This is a genomic window from Pectobacterium atrosepticum, assembly GCF_000740965.1.
GTDB lineage: Bacteria > Pseudomonadota > Gammaproteobacteria > Enterobacterales > Enterobacteriaceae > Pectobacterium > Pectobacterium atrosepticum.
On record NZ_CP009125.1, the window covers coordinates 2,440,633 to 2,456,949 of the forward strand.

General features: G+C 48.4%; 13 protein-coding genes. 9 read left to right on the top strand and 4 right to left on the bottom strand.

Annotated features, from left to right (window positions below; translation table 11 throughout):
* Positions 1 to 147: 147 nt before the first annotated feature.
* On the top strand, positions 148 to 1,059 hold the full coding sequence (gene galU / locus GZ59_RS10750) for a UTP--glucose-1-phosphate uridylyltransferase GalU (RefSeq protein ID WP_011093886.1): 912 nt from the start codon (positions 148 to 150) through the stop codon (positions 1,057 to 1,059).
* 148 nt (positions 1,060 to 1,207) lie between these two features.
* On the opposite strand, the gene hns is transcribed toward galU, so the two are convergent.
* A complete protein-coding gene (gene hns, locus GZ59_RS10755; protein WP_011093885.1) occupies positions 1,208 to 1,615 on the bottom strand; it encodes a histone-like nucleoid-structuring protein H-NS in 408 nt (135 codons plus the stop codon).
* 392 nt (positions 1,616 to 2,007) lie between these two features.
* Here hns and GZ59_RS10760 point away from each other — a divergent pair, with 392 nt between their 5' ends.
* Positions 2,008 to 2,604, top strand: a complete 597-nt coding sequence (locus GZ59_RS10760) for a thymidine kinase (protein ID WP_011093884.1) — start codon at positions 2,008 to 2,010, stop codon at positions 2,602 to 2,604.
* A 134-nt stretch (positions 2,605 to 2,738) separates the two neighbouring features.
* On the opposite strand, the gene adhE is transcribed toward GZ59_RS10760, so the two are convergent.
* A complete protein-coding gene (gene adhE / locus GZ59_RS10765; RefSeq protein WP_011093883.1) occupies positions 2,739 to 5,414 on the bottom strand; it encodes a bifunctional acetaldehyde-CoA/alcohol dehydrogenase in 2,676 nt (891 codons plus the stop codon).
* 1,044 nt (positions 5,415 to 6,458) lie between these two features.
* Here adhE and oppA (GZ59_RS10770) point away from each other — a divergent pair.
* The 6 genes from oppA (GZ59_RS10770) to oppF all read left to right on the top strand — a co-directional run bounded on the left by oppA (GZ59_RS10770) (position 6,459) and on the right by oppF (position 13,857).
* On the top strand, positions 6,459 to 8,096 hold the full coding sequence (gene oppA, locus GZ59_RS10770) for an oligopeptide ABC transporter substrate-binding protein OppA (RefSeq protein WP_071598459.1): 1,638 nt from the start codon (positions 6,459 to 6,461) through the stop codon (positions 8,094 to 8,096).
* 191 nt (positions 8,097 to 8,287) lie between these two features.
* Positions 8,288 to 9,925 carry an oligopeptide ABC transporter substrate-binding protein OppA gene (gene oppA, locus GZ59_RS10775; RefSeq protein ID WP_039291726.1) on the top strand — a complete coding sequence of 546 codons (1,638 nt, stop codon included), beginning with the start codon at positions 8,288 to 8,290 and terminating at the stop codon, positions 9,923 to 9,925.
* Positions 9,926 to 9,978: 53 nt separating this feature from the next.
* Positions 9,979 to 10,899, top strand: a complete 921-nt coding sequence (gene oppB, locus GZ59_RS10780) for an oligopeptide ABC transporter permease OppB (protein ID WP_011093880.1) — start codon at positions 9,979 to 9,981, stop codon at positions 10,897 to 10,899.
* Between the two features lie 11 nt (positions 10,900 to 10,910).
* Complete coding sequence (oppC, locus tag GZ59_RS10785; protein WP_011093879.1) at positions 10,911 to 11,819, top strand: oligopeptide ABC transporter permease OppC; 909 nt, start codon at positions 10,911 to 10,913, stop codon at positions 11,817 to 11,819.
* 11 nt (positions 11,820 to 11,830) lie between these two features.
* Complete coding sequence (gene oppD / locus GZ59_RS10790; RefSeq protein ID WP_011093878.1) at positions 11,831 to 12,826, top strand: ABC transporter ATP-binding protein; 996 nt, start codon at positions 11,831 to 11,833, stop codon at positions 12,824 to 12,826.
* Complete coding sequence (oppF, locus tag GZ59_RS10795; protein WP_011093877.1) at positions 12,823 to 13,857, top strand: murein tripeptide/oligopeptide ABC transporter ATP binding protein OppF; 1,035 nt, start codon at positions 12,823 to 12,825, stop codon at positions 13,855 to 13,857. Before oppD ends, oppF begins: the two co-directional genes overlap by 4 nt.
* An 88-nt stretch (positions 13,858 to 13,945) precedes the next feature.
* Here the strand turns inward: oppF and GZ59_RS10800 are convergent, their stop codons facing one another.
* Both GZ59_RS10800 and cls read right to left on the bottom strand, forming a co-directional pair.
* Positions 13,946 to 14,269, bottom strand: a complete 324-nt coding sequence (locus tag GZ59_RS10800) for an HI1450 family dsDNA-mimic protein (RefSeq protein WP_011093876.1) — start codon at positions 14,267 to 14,269, stop codon at positions 13,946 to 13,948.
* 72 nt (positions 14,270 to 14,341) lie between these two features.
* Entirely contained in the window at positions 14,342 to 15,802 is a 1,461-nt protein-coding gene (gene cls, locus GZ59_RS10805; RefSeq protein ID WP_011093875.1) for a cardiolipin synthase, read from the bottom strand.
* A 314-nt stretch (positions 15,803 to 16,116) separates the two neighbouring features.
* On the opposite strand from cls, the gene GZ59_RS23515 reads away from it, so the two are divergent.
* Positions 16,117 to 16,293, top strand: coding sequence for a YciY family protein (locus tag GZ59_RS23515; protein ID WP_005968698.1), 177 nt, complete (start codon positions 16,117 to 16,119; stop codon positions 16,291 to 16,293).
* Positions 16,294 to 16,317 lie beyond the last annotated feature (24 nt).

Here is a 16,317-nt window from a genome sequence, read left to right on the forward strand (position 1 = left end):
TATTTCCTACTATGTAGGGAGTTATCTTATTTTTATTGAACGCTAACGTTGGGACAAGCGTGCCCTTGTTAAAGAAGTTATACTCTTCCGGTTATCTTGATTAGATAAATAAAGTTCATTATTTGAACGGTATATAAGAGGCTGTTTATGTCTATTGTGAATAAAAAAGTAAAAAAAGCGGTCATACCGGTTGCTGGATTAGGTACGCGTATGCTGCCTGCCACCAAAGCCATTCCTAAAGAAATGCTGCCGTTGGTAGATAAACCGCTGATCCAATATGTCGTTAATGAGTGTATCGCCGCAGGGATTAATGAAATTATCCTGGTTACGCACTCCTCTAAGAATTCCATCGAAAACCATTTCGATACCAGTTTTGAACTCGAAGCCATACTGGAAAAGCGTGTTAAACGTCAGCTGTTGGAAGAAATTCAATCCATCTGCCCTAAACACGTCACCATTATGCAAGTCCGTCAGGGATTAGCGAAAGGGTTGGGCCATGCCGTATTGTGCGCGCACCCGCTAGTCGGGGATGAGCCAGTCGCGGTTATTCTGCCGGATGTGATTATTGATGAATATGAATCCGATCTGAAGAAAGATAACCTGAGCGAAATGCTACAGCGTTTTTCTACTACAGGTCACAGTCAGATTATGGTTGAGCCGGTTGAGAATGTAAGTAGCTACGGCGTGGTTGATTGCAAAGGCGTGGAATTAAAAGCAGGGGATAGCGCACCTATGGTTGGTGTGGTTGAAAAACCGAAAGCTTCCGAAGCGCCGTCTAATTTAGCTGTTGTTGGCCGTTATGTACTCTCAGCGGATATTTGGTCTCTGCTGGAGAAAACACCACCAGGCGCTGGTAATGAAATTCAGTTAACCGATGCTATTGCGATGCTGATGGAAAAAGAAACAGTAGAAGCGTATCACCTGAAAGGTGTGAGCCATGACTGTGGTAACAAATTAGGCTATATGCAGGCATTTGTGGAATATGGCTTACGTCATGATGGTTTAGGCGAAGAGTTCGCGCAATGGTTGCAGGAAGCGATTGACGCAGAAGAAAAATAACAGGATGTAATAATTGCCCTCTGTTTACAGAAACAGAGGGCAGCCTAAAACGGCGACATATCTGTTTTCTCTTTGCAAGACGCGTTATAAAGAAAAACCCCCGATAGCTAGCTATCGGGGGTTTTCAATATTCAGTACTTATAAACAATTACAGCAGGAAATCATCTAAAGATTTACCTTGCTCTTCGATTGCTTTCTTGATTACTGCTGGAGTACGACCCTGACCAGTCCAGGTTTTAGCTTCACCGTTCTCGTCAATGTATTGATATTTTGCCGGACGGGCAGCGCGTTTGCTTTTACCTGCAACTTTCACTGAACCTAAAGATTGCAATAATTCGTTAGGGTCAATGCCATCTGCAATCAGCATATCGCGATATTGTTGCAATTTACGCGCACGTTCTTCAACTTCAGCCTGAACCTGGCTATCTTCTTCGCGGCGTTCATTAACCACGACTTCCAGTTTTTCCAGCATTTCTTCCAACGTATCGAGGGTACATTCTCTTGCCTGGGCACGCAGAGTACGGATGTTGTTAAGAATCTTTAGTGCTTCGCTCATTGTGATAATCTCAAATTAATATTATTGGTGGCGTGTAGTGTGATAATAGAGTGCTATTTTCCTTTCTGCAATAGTCAAATTTGTAAGTTTGTTAAAAAACATCATTTTTAAAACAGATATCACATCGTATGTTACATAAATATAAATACTTTCCTATTATCAAAAAAATACATTTTGTATGCCGTTTTTCTACCTCAAACGACAGTGAATGGTTTATTGACGCGCGTCGTTGTTATAAGGAATTTTTATATCTTTTATCGTAATGGGCAGCCAGGGGCGGCCGAGTGGACAAGATGTGGTCGGGGAATAGCCCATTGCACAGCGTGAAGGCGAGTTGTTACAATAAGTTTTTACGACACGACGATCATATAGCCTGTGTTTGGAGTAGTTAAGTGGCCCAACTTTATTTTTATTATTCTGCAATGAATGCAGGGAAGTCGACGGCACTATTGCAGTCGTCATATAACTACCAGGAACGCGGGATGCGCACGCTGGTGTTCACCGCAGAAATAGATAATCGGCATGGTGTAGGGATAGTCAGTTCACGGATCGGTCTTTCTTCCCCAGCATTATTGTTTAATCGGCAGACATCCTTATTTGAACTGCTGGAGAAAGAGCACCGTACTCAGCCCGTAGATTGTGTATTAATTGACGAATGTCAATTTTTAACCCGCGAGCAGGTGAACGAGCTTTCCGATGTCGTGGACCAATTAGATATCCCGGTATTGTGTTACGGGCTGCGTACTGATTTTCGTGGTGATTTGTTTTCCGGAAGTCACTATTTATTAGCGTGGGCAGATAAGCTGATTGAGTTAAAAACGGTCTGTCATTGCGGCCGTAAAGCCAACTGTGTATTGCGGTTAGATGCTCAGGGTAATGCCGTCCATGAAGGGGAACAGGTCGTTATTGGTGGCAATGAGAGTTATGTTTCCGTGTGTCGTAAACATTATAAAATTGCGCTGGGATTAACCCGTAAGGAAAGCGTGTAAGGCGGTTAAATATCCGGCTGGCGGGATGATTAATAAACGGCGCATTGATGCCTGTGCGTGTAATAAAAATGCCCAACCTTAAAAGGGTTGGGCATTGTAGTGAACTAAACTATAAGGCAGTAACAGCTGACGCGTTAATGTGCGGCTTTCTTGCCGGTTTTGGCGGCTTTTGCTACAGGTTCAACGGTTTCCGTTTTTACCTCTTCAGAGAACTTACGACCATAGTAAGTGTCCAGCAGAATCTGTTTCAATTCAGAAATCAGCGGGTAGCGTGGGTTAGCACCAGTACACTGATCGTCGAACGCATCTTCTGACAGTTTATCGACCTTAGCCAGGAAATCGGCCTCCTGTACGCCCGCTTCACGAATGGACGCTGGGATCCCCAGTTCGGTCTTTATTTCTTCCAGCCAGTTCAGTAATTTCTCGATTTTCTGTGCAGTACGGTCGCTAGGCGCAGTCAAACGTAGGTGGTCGGCTATTTCAGCGTAACGACGACGAGCTTGCGGACGGTCATATTGGCTGAACGTTGTTTGTTTGGTCGGGTTATCGTTCGCGTTATAGCGAATCACGTTCGAGATCAGCATGGCATTAGCCAGACCGTGCGGAATATGGAACTCCGAGCCCAGTTTATGCGCCATTGAGTGACAGACGCCGAGGAAGGCGTTGGCAAACGCGATACCCGCAATCGTCGCGGCGTTGTGCACGCGCTCACGGGCAACCGGGTTTTTCGCACCGTCACGGTAGCTGTCCGGCAGATTTTCCTTCAGCAGTTTCAGCGCTTGTAACGCCTGTCCGTCTGAATATTCATTTGCCAGCACGGAAACATAGGCTTCCAGCGAGTGGGTTACGGCATCGAGCCCACCAAAGGCACACAGCGATTTCGGCATGTTCATCACCAGATTGGCATCAACAATGGCCATATCTGGGGTCAGCGCATAGTCCGCCAACGGATATTTCTGTCCAGTTGCATCGTCGGTCACCACGGCAAATGGCGTGACTTCGGAACCAGTACCGGATGTAGTGGTAATCGCCACCATCTTGGCTTTGACACCCATTTTCGGGAACTTATAGATACGTTTACGGATATCCATAAAGCGCAGCGCCAGCTCTTCGAAGTGTGTAGTAGGGTGCTCATACATCACCCACATGATCTTCGCAGCATCCATCGGAGAACCGCCACCCAGTGCAATAATCACATCGGGCTTGAAGGAGTGCATTTGTTCCGCGCCTTTGCGCACGATGCTCAGTGTCGGGTCAGCTTCAACTTCAAAGAAAACTTCGGTTTCCAGTCCGTGTTGTTTCAGTACGGAAGTTACCTGATCAACGTAGCCATTATTGAACAGGAAGCGGTCAGTCACGATAAATGCGCGTTTTGCACCATCGGATGCGACTTCTTCAAGTGCGATAGGCAGTGAGCCACGACGGAAGTAAATGGATTTAGGAAGTTTATGCCACAACATATTCTCTGCTCGCTTGGCTACCGTTTTTTTGTTGATCAAGTGCTTCGGACCGACGTTTTCGGAGATGGAGTTTCCGCCCCATGAGCCACAGCCCAGTGTCAGAGACGGAGCGAGTTTGAAGTTGTAGAGATCGCCGATACCACCCTGAGAAGCCGGCGTGTTAATCAGGATACGTGCCGTTTTCATCATATTCCCGAAATGATTTACACGCTCTGGCTGATTGTCCTGATCGGTATACAGGCAGGATGTGTGACCGATGCCACCCATTGCCACCAGTTTTTCCGCTTTAATGACGGCGTCATTGAAGTCTTTCGCCCGGTACATCGCCAGCGTCGGAGACAGTTTTTCATGGGCAAACGGTTCGGATTCATCAACGGCCGTCACTTCACCGATCAGCACTTTGGTGTTCGCAGGGACGGTGATACCCGCCATTTCAGCGATCTTTGGTGCTGGCTGGCCCACAATGTCGGCATTCAGTGAGCCGTTTTTCAGCAGAATGCCTTGTACGGCATGAAGTTCTTTGCCTTTCAGCATGTAGCCGCCGTGGGTGGCGAAACGCTCACGTACGGCATCATAGGCGCTGTCTACCACGATGACTGACTGTTCTGACGCACAAATGACGCCGTTATCGAAGGTTTTCGACATCAGGATAGAGGCAACGGCACGCTTAATATCCGCCGTTTCGTCAATAACAACGGGGGTGTTACCTGCACCTACGCCGATCGCCGGTTTACCTGAGCTGTATGCCGCTTTCACCATACCCGGCCCGCCGGTAGCCAGAATCAGGTTGATATCTGGGTGGTGCATCAGTTGGTTGGATAAATCGACGGACGGTTGATCAATCCAGCCGATGATATCTTTCGGGGCGCCAGCGGCAATCGCAGCTTGCAGTACAATGTCTGCGGCTTTATTGGTCGCATTTTTTGCACGTGGATGGGGAGAGAAGATAATCCCGTTACGAGTCTTCAGGCTGATCAGCGCTTTAAAAATCGCGGTAGAAGTGGGGTTGGTGGTGGGAACAATACCGCAAATCAGGCCAATAGGCTCTGCAATGGTAATAGTACCGAAAGTGTCATCAGTAGAGAGGACGCCACAGGTTTTTTCATCCTGATAGGCGTTATAAATGTATTCGGATGCGAAGTGGTTTTTGATGACTTTATCTTCCACGATCCCCATACCGGATTCAGCAACCGCCATTTTTGCCAGCGGGATACGGGCATCCGATGCAGCGAGTGCGGCAGCGCGGAAGATCTTGTCCACTTGTTCCTGAGTGTAAGTGGCAAATTCCTGCTGTGCCTTTTTAACTCTTTCGACCAGTGCGTTAAGTTCAGCAACGTTGGTTACGGCCATAATGCTCTCCTGATAAATGTTAAACTCTTTCAGTCAATTGTTCGCCGGATAGAACAGTATAGATAAACAAGCGGGGTACGTTTCCGCTACCAGGCTATTCTTTCCTATCTATCTCACGTTAATTGACTCAAAGAGCTTGTCAGACGCCGTTATGGCGCGATTGCAGCTTTTTAAAATACTGTAACCGTCGATACCGTAAATTTTTGAAATATTGTTTTGAAAATAAGCCAAAATTAAGAGGATTTACGTGTTCACTACGGTATGGAATGAGCATACCTATTTGTGGGTGCCTTTTTTGTGATCAACATCGAACTTTCTTTAAGCTGACACCATTCAGCAATGTGATATTGATAATCAATATCATTAGGAAGGTAAAGGTAGGGGCTTTTCTACCTAAAATGGAGTGGTAGGGGGGCAGAATTGACGGCGGTGATACAGATAGTTATCGGAATCACTGACGAGTTCGACTTGTTTGTAGAATAGGGTCTATCCGTTCGAGTAAAACGTATTCGTATAAATATTGCTTATATCTTAATCGGGTTAGTTATTTTACGTGCCGTCTATAGCAGAGAAGCAGAACGCTATCGGCGCGTATGGTTAGTAATAAAATTGTTAAAATAATAACATTCCGATCAGATAATGACGCGGATAGGTAAGCATGCGTCATCATTTTTGTGCTGTGAAAATGATGAAACCCACTACGATGTTTTTTTGTTCAAAATCCATAAATTGCTGAATATTTAAAAAACATTTGCAAATAAAGATAAAAGGCATTGTTTATCATGGGGTTAATCATTGCGTCACTCTATTGCAATAAAACAGCTATCGGGCTGTATTAAAGAAAATTAAGCAACATCAATGTAAAAATATTGGCGAATGTGTCCGCTTTTGATAGCTTCGAGTTTCGACCTGTTATCCGCCATTCACCCATAAATTAATTTTATGATTTATTTGGATAATAGGCGTTCTTTTCTACTCTATGTGACGGCAATTTTTACGCATAGAGTCCGGTATGGCGTTGTATCAGACAGGGGCGTTTATAAAGTGAAAATTTGCAAAACAAAACGATGCTTTGTTACCAGTATGATTGCCGCGGCAGTGATGGCGTCATGCGTGAATGTTCAGGCTGCTAATGTACCTGCCGGTATTGAGCTGGCAAAAGAACAGGTTCTGGTGAGAAACAATGGCGCCGAGGTGTCATCACTGGATCCGCATAAAATAGAAGGCGTACCGGAATCCAACGTCGCGCGCGATTTATATGAAGGATTGGTAATTTCCGATCCGGATGGACACCCGATTCCCGGCGTGGCTGAGCGTTGGGAAAGCAGCGATTTTAAAGTCTGGACGTTCCATTTACGTAAAGATGCCAAGTGGTCAAATGGCGAACCGGTTACCGCACAGGATTTCGTTTATAGCTGGCAGCGTCTGGCCGATCCGAAAACCGTTTCCCCTTATGCCAGCTATTTGCAATATGGTCATCTGTTGAATATTGATGACATTATTGCCAGCAAGAAATCTCCCGATACGCTGGGCGTAAAAGCACTCGACGCCCATACGTTGGAAGTGACATTAAGCGAGCCGATCCCTTACTTTTATAAATTACTGAATCACTCGTCCATGTCCCCAGTAAATAAAACAGCGGTGGAGAAATTTGGTGATAAATGGACCCAGCCGGAAAACTGGGTGGGGAATGGTGCCTATCGCCTTAAATCCTGGGTAGTGAATGAACGGCTTGTGCTGGAGCGTAACCCCCAATATTGGGATAACGCCAAGACCGTGATTAATCAGGTCACCTATCTGCCGATTTCTTCAGAAGTCACGGATGTTAACCGTTACCGTGCGGGGGAAATTGATGTCACCAATAATAAATTACCCATCGAGCTATTTCAGAAGCTAAAAAAAGAAATCCCACAAGAAGTTAACATCAACCCTTATCTCTGCACCTATTATTACGAAATCAATAACCAGAAACCGCCATTTAACGATGTTCGGGTACGTACAGCTCTGCGCATGGGGCTCGATCAGGACATATTGACCAATAAAGTTAAAAATCAGGGCGACATTCCTGCCTATGGCTATATTCCACCCTTTACTGACGGCCTGAAAGCGCATACGCCAGAGTGGTTTACCTGGCCACAGGCGAAACGTAATGAAGAAGCGAAAAAATTACTGGCGGAAGCGGGTTATACCGCAGATAAGCCGTTGACGTTTAATTTGCTTTATAACTCGTCTGATTTGCATAAAAAGATGGCGATCGCAGCGGTATCGATCTGGAAACAGAATCTGGGCGTCGACGCGAAGTTGGAAAATCAGGAGTGGAAAACCTATCTCAGCACCCGTCATCAGGGCAATTATGACGTCGCGCGTGCTGGATGGTGTGCGGACTATAACGAACCGACATCGTTCCTGAATAGTATGCTGTCAGATAGCAGCAACAACACGGCGCATTATAAGAGCGCGGCGTTCGACAAGCTGATGGCTCAGGCTGTTCAGGCGAAAACGGACGATGAACGTGCACAAGTTTATCAGCAGGCAGAATCGCAGTTAGATAAAGATGCAGCCATTGTACCGGTCTATTACTACGCGAACGCCAGGCTGATAAAACCCTATGTCGGTGGCATTACCGGCAAGGATCCGTTGGATAATTTACGGGTGAAGGATCTCTATATCATTAAGCATTAATCTGCCGCTGTTTACGGTTTGATGCAAATGAAGTGAGCGAGCAGCGATTAATTTGGTGTTTAATCTCTGGTTACCCATTCCTACTCTGTGGGAATGGGTCGTGAGTCGAATCGATTAATCGTCTTCTCACAGGACTCTCATTCAGGAATCGTGCTGGGATAACTAACACGACAACATTACAGGAGAAAATAATGACACACATCACAACTAAAAAAAGAGTAGCTGCCGCTATTATCGCGGCATTAAGTAGCACGATGGCTGTTTCTGCCTTCGCCGCGACCGTTCCCGCAGGCGTTCAGTTAGCAGACAAACAGGAATTGATTCGTAACAACGGCGCTGAAGTTTCATCCCTTGACCCGCATAAAATCGAAGGTGTACCGGAATCTAACGTATCGCGCGATCTGCTGGAAGGGTTGGTGATTTCTGACGTTAACGGCAAAACCAGCCCCGGTGTAGCGGAAAGCTGGGATAACAAAGATTTTAAAGTGTGGACATTCCACCTGCGTAAAGATGCCAAATGGTCGAATGGTGAGCCGGTTACCGCACAGGATTTCGTCTACAGCTGGCAGCGTCTGGCCGATCCAAAGACGGCATCGCCTTATGCTAGCTACCTGCAATATGGTCATCTGCTGAATATCGATGACATCATTGCCGGTAAAAAATCCCCAGATACGCTAGGCGTGAAAGCGATCGACGACCATACGTTTGAGGTCACGCTTTCTGAAGCCGTACCTTACTTCTATAAGCTGCCTGTTTACGTCGCAATGTCCCCAATCAATAAAACCGTTGTTGAAAAATTCGGTGAAAAATGGACGCAGCCGCAAAACTGGGTTGGTAATGGTGCCTATAAGCTGAAAAGTTGGGTGGTGAATGAAAAAATGGTGCTGGAGCGTAACCCGCAATATTGGGACAACGCCCATACTGTGATTAACCAAGTGACGTATTTGCCGATTGCGTCTGAAGTGACGGACGTTAACCGCTACCGCAGCGGTGAAATCGACATGACGTACAATAATCTGCCAATCGAACTCTTCCAAAAACTGAAGAAAGAAATCCCGGATGAAGTGAAGGTTAACCCGTACCTGTGTACCTACTACTACGAAGTTAACAACCAGAAGCCACCGTTTAATGATGTGCGCGTACGTAACGCGCTGCGTCTGGGCCTGAGCCAGGATATTCTGACCAACAAGGTGAAGAATCAAGGCGACATTCCTGCCTATGGCTTTGTACCACCCTATATCGATGGCCTGAAAGCATCAGTACCTGAGTGGTTCACCTGGTCACAGACCAAACGTAATGAAGAAGCGAAAAAACTGTTGGCCGAAGCGGGTTATACCGCAGAAAAACCGCTGACGCTGAGCCTGCTGTACAACACTTCCGATCTGCATAAGAAAATGGCTATCGCGGCAGCTTCTATCTGGAAACAGAATATCGGTGTAGACGTTAAGCTGGAAAATCAGGAATGGAAAACCTTCCTCAGCCCCCGTCATCAGGGGACCTATGATGTTGCACGTGCCGGATGGTGTGCGGATTATAACGAACCGTCAACCTTCCTGAACAGCATGCTGTCCGACAGCAGCAGTAACACCTCGCACTATAAGAGCAAAGAGTTTGATGCACTGGTGGCGAAATCCTTGCAGGTGAAAACTGACGAGGAGCGCGCTGCGGTTTACCAGCAGGCGGAATCACAGCTGGATAAAGACGCTGTCACCATACCGGTCTATTACTATGCGAATACCCGACTGGTGAAACCTTATGTTGGTGGATTAACGGGCAAAGATCCCCAAGATAATGTTTACGTGAAAGATCTTTATATCATCAAGCACTAATAATAATGGCTGGCGCACGCAACTGTGCTGCCAGCCTTTTATAGGTACGAGCAATGTTAAAATTTATTCTTCGCCGCTGTTTAGAGGCGATTCCAACGCTACTTATCCTGATCACCATCTCGTTCTTCATGATGCGATTGGCACCCGGCAGCCCTTTTACCGGTGAACGTAATTTACCGCCGGAAGTGATGGCGAATATTGAAGCTAAATATCATCTGAACGACCCAATACTGACGCAGTACGGTAATTACTTGCTGCAATTGGTACAGGGTGATTTCGGTCCTTCTTTTAAATACAAAGACTATTCCGTGAACGATTTGGTCGCGACATCTTTCCCAGTTTCTGCGAAATTAGGGTTCGCGGCATTCATTCTTGCCATTGTTTTTGGTGTGAGTGCGGGTGTGATCGCCGCGCTGAATCAAAATACGAAATGGGATTATACCGTGATGGGCTTTGCCATGACGGGGGTGGTTATTCCCAGCTTTGTCGTCGCGCCGTTATTGGTGCTGATTTTTGCCATTACGCTACGTTGGCTACCTGGCGGTGGCTGGAACGGCGGGGCACCCAAATACATGATTTTACCGATGGTGGCACTGTCTTTGTCTTATATCGCCAGCATCGCGCGTATTACCCGAGGATCTATGATCGAGGTTTTGCACTCTAACTTTATCCGCACCGCGCGCGCCAAAGGGCTACCGATGCGTCGCATCGTTCTGCGCCACGCGTTAAAGCCTGCGTTGCTGCCCGTGCTTTCCTATATGGGGCCCGCGTTTGTGGGGATTATTACCGGCTCAATGGTTATTGAAACCATTTTTGGTTTACCCGGTATTGGGCAACTGTTCGTGAACGGTGCACTGAACCGCGACTATTCACTGGTATTGAGTTTGACGATTCTGGTCGGCGGCTTAACCATTTTATTTAATGCGATCATTGACGTGCTCTACGCTGTTATCGATCCGAAAATTCGCTATTAATTGGAGGCGTTATGTTTTGGAATCGAAAAAACGTTGAAGCGTTAGAGAACTTCACCGAGCAGGCTGAGATTGAAGGCCGTAGTTTGTGGCAGGATGCGCGCCTGCGCTTTATCCATAACCGTGCTGCGCTGGCCAGTCTGTTTGTTTTGGCTGTGATTACTGTGTTTGTGATTTTTGCACCTCTGCTGTCTGCATTTGACTACGCCGATACGGACTGGGGAATGATGTCAGCTGCGCCGGATATGACGTCCGGACACTATTTTGGTACAGACTCCTCCGGTCGTGATTTGTTGGTTCGCGTTGCCATCGGTGGACGCGTCTCGCTGATGGTGGGTGTCGCGGCGGCGCTGGTTGCCGTGGTCGTTGGAACGCTGTATGGCGCGATGTCCGGTTATTTGGGCGGAAAAGTAGATTCGGTGATGATGCGTCTGCTGGAGATCCTCAATTCGTTCCCGTTCATGTTCTTCGTCATTCTGCTGGTAACATTCTTTGGGCAAAACATGCTGCTGATCTTCGTGGCCATTGGCATGGTGTCTTGGCTGGATATGGCGCGTATCGTGCGCGGCCAGACACTGAGCCTGAAACGTAAAGAGTTCATTGAGGCGGCGATGGTTTCCGGTGTCTCTACGCGCGGTATCGTGCTGCGTCACATTGTTCCTAACGTGCTCGGTGTGGTGGTGGTTTATGCCTCTTTGCTGGTGCCAAGCATGATTCTGTTTGAGTCCTTCCTGAGCTTCCTGGGTTTGGGAACGCAGGAGCCGTTAAGCAGCTGGGGCGCTTTGCTGAATGATGGTGCGAACTCAATGGAAGTGTCGCCATGGTTACTGTTCTATCCGGCGGCGTTTCTTGTTGTCACGTTGTTTTGTTTTAACTTTATCGGCGATGGCCTGCGTGATGCCCTCGACCCGAAAGATCGCTGAGGAGCATTAACATGAGCAAAATTGAGTTAACTGGCGCGCAAGACGCGCTGCTACATGTTCAGGATCTACGGGTAACGTTTAAAACGCAGGATGGAGACGTGACGGCGGTTAACGACCTGAATTTCACGCTCAATGCTGGTGAAACGCTGGGGATTGTCGGTGAATCTGGGTCCGGTAAATCACAGACTGCGTTTGCGTTGATGGGGCTATTGGCCCGCAATGGCCGTATTGGTGGCTCGGCGCGTTTTCGTGGTAGAGAGATTCTCAATTTACCTGAAAACCAACTGAATAAGCTGCGTGCTGAAGAAATTAGCATGATCTTTCAGGATCCGATGACCTCGCTGAACCCTTACATGCGCGTCGGTGAACAGCTGATGGAAGTACTGATGCTGCACAAACGCCTGAGCAAAAGTGAAGCGTTTGAAGAGTCGGTCAAAATGCTGGATGCGGTCAAAATGCCGGAAGCGCGTAAGCGTATGAAGATGTATCCGCATGAATTTTCCGGTGGGATGCGTCAGCGCGTGATGATTGCGATGGCGCTGCTGTGTCGGCCGAAGTTGCTGATTGCCGATGAACCGACAACGGCACTGGATGTGACCGTTCAGGCGCAGATTATGACGCTGTTGAACGAGCTGAAGAGCGAGTTTAATACCGCCATCATCATGATCACGCATGATCTGGGTGTGGTTGCCGGTATTTGTGACAAAGTGCTGGTGATGTACGCGGGGCGCACCATGGAATACGGCGTTGCACGCGATGTCTTTTATCATCCGAGCCACCCATATTCTGTCGGCTTGCTCAATGCCGTGCCGCGTCTGGATGCAGAAGATGACGTGTTGGCGACCATTCCGGGTAATCCACCTAACTTATTACGCTTGCCGAAAGGGTGTCCGTTCCAACCGCGCTGCCCGTATTCAATGGATGTCTGCCATAGCGCACCTGCGCTAGAATCTTTTGGTGATGGCCGCTTGCGCGCCTGCTTTAGAGCGATTGAGGAGGTGGTATGAACAACGCGGACGAGAAAAAGGTGTTGTTAGAAGTGGACGATCTGAAAGTCCACTTTGATGTCAGAGATGATAAGCAGTGGTTCTGGCAGCCGCCGAAAAAACTGAAAGCCGTCGATGGTGTGACGCTGCGCTTGTATGAAGGTGAAACGCTGGGCGTGGTCGGGGAATCCGGCTGCGGCAAGTCTACGCTAGCGCGTGCTATTATCGGATTGGTAAAAGCGACGGACGGGCGGGTGACCTGGCTGGGGAAAGATCTGCTGGGGATGAGCGCAGCTGAATGGCGCGCAACGCGTAACGATATTCAGATGATATTTCAGGATCCGCTGGCATCGCTGAATCCGCGTATGAACATCGGCGAAATTATTGCTGAGCCGTTGAAAGTTTATCATCCAGAGCTTGATCGACAGACGGTGAAAGACCGCGTGAAAACCATGATGTTGAAGGTTGGACTGCTGCCGAGCCTGATCAACCGCTATCCGCATGAATTCTCCGGCGGGCAGTGCCAACGTATTGGGATCGCGCGGGCGCTGATTCTGGAGCCGAAGCTGATTATCTGTGATGAGCCAGTTTCCGCACTGGACGTATCTATTCAGGCTCAGGTCGTTAACCTACTGCGTCAGCTACAGCGTGAAATGCGCCTGTCGCTGATTTTCATCGCCCATGATTTATCGGTAGTGAAGCACATTTCCGATCGCGTGTTGGTGATGTATCTGGGTCATGCGGTAGAGCTGGGAACGTACGATCAGGTCTATCAAAACCCGCAGCACCCGTATACCCGTGCGCTGATGTCCGCTGTGCCGGTTCCCGATCCCGATAAGGAACGCAACAAGAAGATACAGTTGCTGGAAGGGGATCTACCTTCACCGATCAATCCGCCATCGGGCTGCGTATTCTGCACTCGTTGTCCCGTAGTCGGCCCTGAGTGCACGAAAACCCGGCCATTGCTGGAGGGGAGCTTTACACACGCCGTCTCGTGTCTGAAAGTCGATCCGCAGGCGCTACTACCGGCCTCGGAAGCGGAAGCACAGTAGCTTGTTTTATCCGTTACCAATGTAAAAAGGCGTCTCCTGTGGGAGACGCCTTACGTTTAGGCGAGATGACTTATTCTTTCCACAGGGCTTATTCTTTCCACAGAATGTGGCAAAGTTTGTGGTCTTTTTCTCGGCAAATCAGTACGCGGGCAAAAATATCGGTAATTTCTTCACCTTCCTGTTCGGCCAGCCCAATCACGACTTCAGCGAAGAAATCTGGGTTCAGGTCGAAATCAACGTGCTCAGCCCAATCTTCCGCGGGGTCGAATAACTCAGCACCGCCGCGTTCTTCGAATTGCAGGTTGAACAGCAGAATATCTGCTGGATCGAGGTTGTCAGCAGCAAGTTCCAAGAAAATGTCGTAGGCCTGTTCCAATGCTTCGTCTTCGGTCAGGCGATTATTCAAATCCATAAAGCGATTCCTGTAAATTCCCAATGATCTTATTAAAACACGGCAAAACGCGTATGCCCTAAATAATTTGATTCATAGCAGGGGGCTGAAAAAGTAGAACAGCCGCTCGACAATGCGTTGCCAATAAGGACGGTTTTGCCACTGCGTCGCGTTTAACAGGCGTGAGCGGGCGATATAGTCTTCCTGCACGCAGGCTAAGTCGCTGCCGAATCCAGCATCGTCAATCACCAGCGTAATTTCAAAATTCAGCCACAGGCTGCGCATATCGAGATTCACCGTGCCGACCAAGCTGAGCTGTCCGTCGACCAGCACACTTTTGGTGTGCAGCAGTCCGTCTTTGAATTGGTAAATTTTTACGCCTGCGGCCAGCAGTTCCGTGAAGAACGCACGGCTGGCCCAGCCGACCAGTACGGAGTCGTTCTTGTGCGGAACAATAATGCTGACATCGACCCCGCGCTGGGCGGCGGTGCAGATGGCATGCAGCAGATCGTCGCTGGGCACGAAGTAGGGGGTCGTCATGATCAATTGCTTACGCGCCGAATAGACGGACGTCAGCAGCGCCTGATGAATCATTTCTTCCGGGTAACCAGGGCCGGAAGCTATAACCTGAATGGTGTGGCCGCTCTCCTGTTCGAACGGCATGACGTTAACATCAGGCGGCGGCGGGAGCAGGCGTTTGCCCGTTTCCATCTCCCAGTCACAGCAGTAAATGATGCCCAGGGTAGTCGCTACCGGGCCTTCAATACGCGCCATGAGGTCAATCCATTGCCCAACGCCAGCATCCTGCTTGAAGAGACGTGGATCGACCATATTCATGCTGCCGGTATAAGCAATGCGGCTGTCGATCAGAATAATTTTACGGTGCTGTCGTAAATCCATGCGGCGCAGGAAAGCACGGAACAGATTCACTTTCAGCGCTTCGACCACTTCTATTCCAGCGGTGCGCATCAGTTCGGGATGATGTTGGCGGAAAAATTGAACGCTGCCGGCCGAGTCCAGCAGGATGCGGCAATGTACGCCGCGTCGTGCGGCCGAGATAAGGGAAGACGTGACTTGCTCGACCAGACCACCGGGTTGCCAGATATAGAACACCATTTCGATGTTATTACGCGCGAGTTCAATATCACGTAATAACGCCTTAATGGTGTCATCAAATGTGGTCATCAATTGCAACTGGTTGCCTTTGACGCCGCCAACCCCTTGTCGGCGTTCACAGAGCTGAAATAGTGCGCTGGCGACTTCACTGTTTTCCGTCGCGAAAATACGGCGATATTCCTTTAATTCGCGCAGCCATTTTGCCGTTGATGGCCACATTTTGCTCGCGCGTTCAGCCCGACGTTTACCGAGATGGAGTTCGCCAAATGAAAGATAAGCGACAATACCGACAAGTGGCAGAATATAAATCACCAGTAGCCAGGCCATCGCTGAAGGCACTGCCCGACGTTTCATCAGAATACGCAAGGTCACACCTGCGATCAGCAACCAGTAGCTAAAAACCAGTAACCAACTTATTACGGTATAAAATGTCGACATAAAAGCAGCATAGTCCCTTCTGCAAAGAATTAACAAAGTGTACGCATAGATTTATAAAAGGGGAAATGCCTTTCCTCTGAATATCCCCTTCATACTTCAAGCTGCATACGCGTTGGCTGCATTCACTCACCCGAATCACTTACCTGAGTAAGCTCATCGGGATTCCCTCTCTTGCCGCCTTCATGCAACTCGAATTATTTAGGGTATAAACGTTATGGGTAAGAAGAGAATGACGGAGAGGGTGATTCACCGATTGTCGTCACGTATTAGGGGTATATAATGCCCAGCGCGAGTGGATTAATAAGAGTTGCATAATGAAACGCAGTCGGAATGAAGTGGGCCGCTGGCGGATGTTACGTCAGGTTCAGCGTAGAAGAAGCCGCTGGTTGGAGGCGCAATCGCGTACTTACCGCCATATTCGCTCTGCCCGTTATTTGCAGCAGAAGCATCAACGGCGGGCATTACTCTATGCGGTAGCCTACGAGTGGTAAACCAGCGAGGAAAATAGCGACCCG

What these genes read in the sequence shown, in the direction of transcription:
- oppB (WP_011093880.1), top strand. Translation starts at nt 9,979, where the DNA reads ATGTTAAAATTTATTCTTCGCCGCTGTTTAGAGGCGATTCCAACGCTA.
- galU (WP_011093886.1), top strand. Translation starts at nt 148, where the DNA reads ATGTCTATTGTGAATAAAAAAGTAAAAAAAGCGGTCATACCGGTTGCT.
- hns (WP_011093885.1), bottom strand. Translation starts at nt 1,615, where the DNA reads ATGAGCGAAGCACTAAAGATTCTTAACAACATCCGTACTCTGCGTGCC.
- adhE (WP_011093883.1), bottom strand. Translation starts at nt 5,414, where the DNA reads ATGGCCGTAACCAACGTTGCTGAACTTAACGCACTGGTCGAAAGAGTT.
- GZ59_RS10800 (WP_011093876.1), bottom strand. Translation starts at nt 14,269, where the DNA reads ATGGATTTGAATAATCGCCTGACCGAAGACGAAGCATTGGAACAGGCC.
- oppC (WP_011093879.1), top strand. Translation starts at nt 10,911, where the DNA reads ATGTTTTGGAATCGAAAAAACGTTGAAGCGTTAGAGAACTTCACCGAG.
- cls (WP_011093875.1), bottom strand. Translation starts at nt 15,802, where the DNA reads ATGTCGACATTTTATACCGTAATAAGTTGGTTACTGGTTTTTAGCTAC.
- oppD (WP_011093878.1), top strand. Translation starts at nt 11,831, where the DNA reads ATGAGCAAAATTGAGTTAACTGGCGCGCAAGACGCGCTGCTACATGTT.
- oppF (WP_011093877.1), top strand. Translation starts at nt 12,823, where the DNA reads ATGAACAACGCGGACGAGAAAAAGGTGTTGTTAGAAGTGGACGATCTG.
- GZ59_RS23515 (WP_005968698.1), top strand. Translation starts at nt 16,117, where the DNA reads ATGAAACGCAGTCGGAATGAAGTGGGCCGCTGGCGGATGTTACGTCAG.
- oppA (WP_039291726.1), top strand. Translation starts at nt 8,288, where the DNA reads ATGACACACATCACAACTAAAAAAAGAGTAGCTGCCGCTATTATCGCG.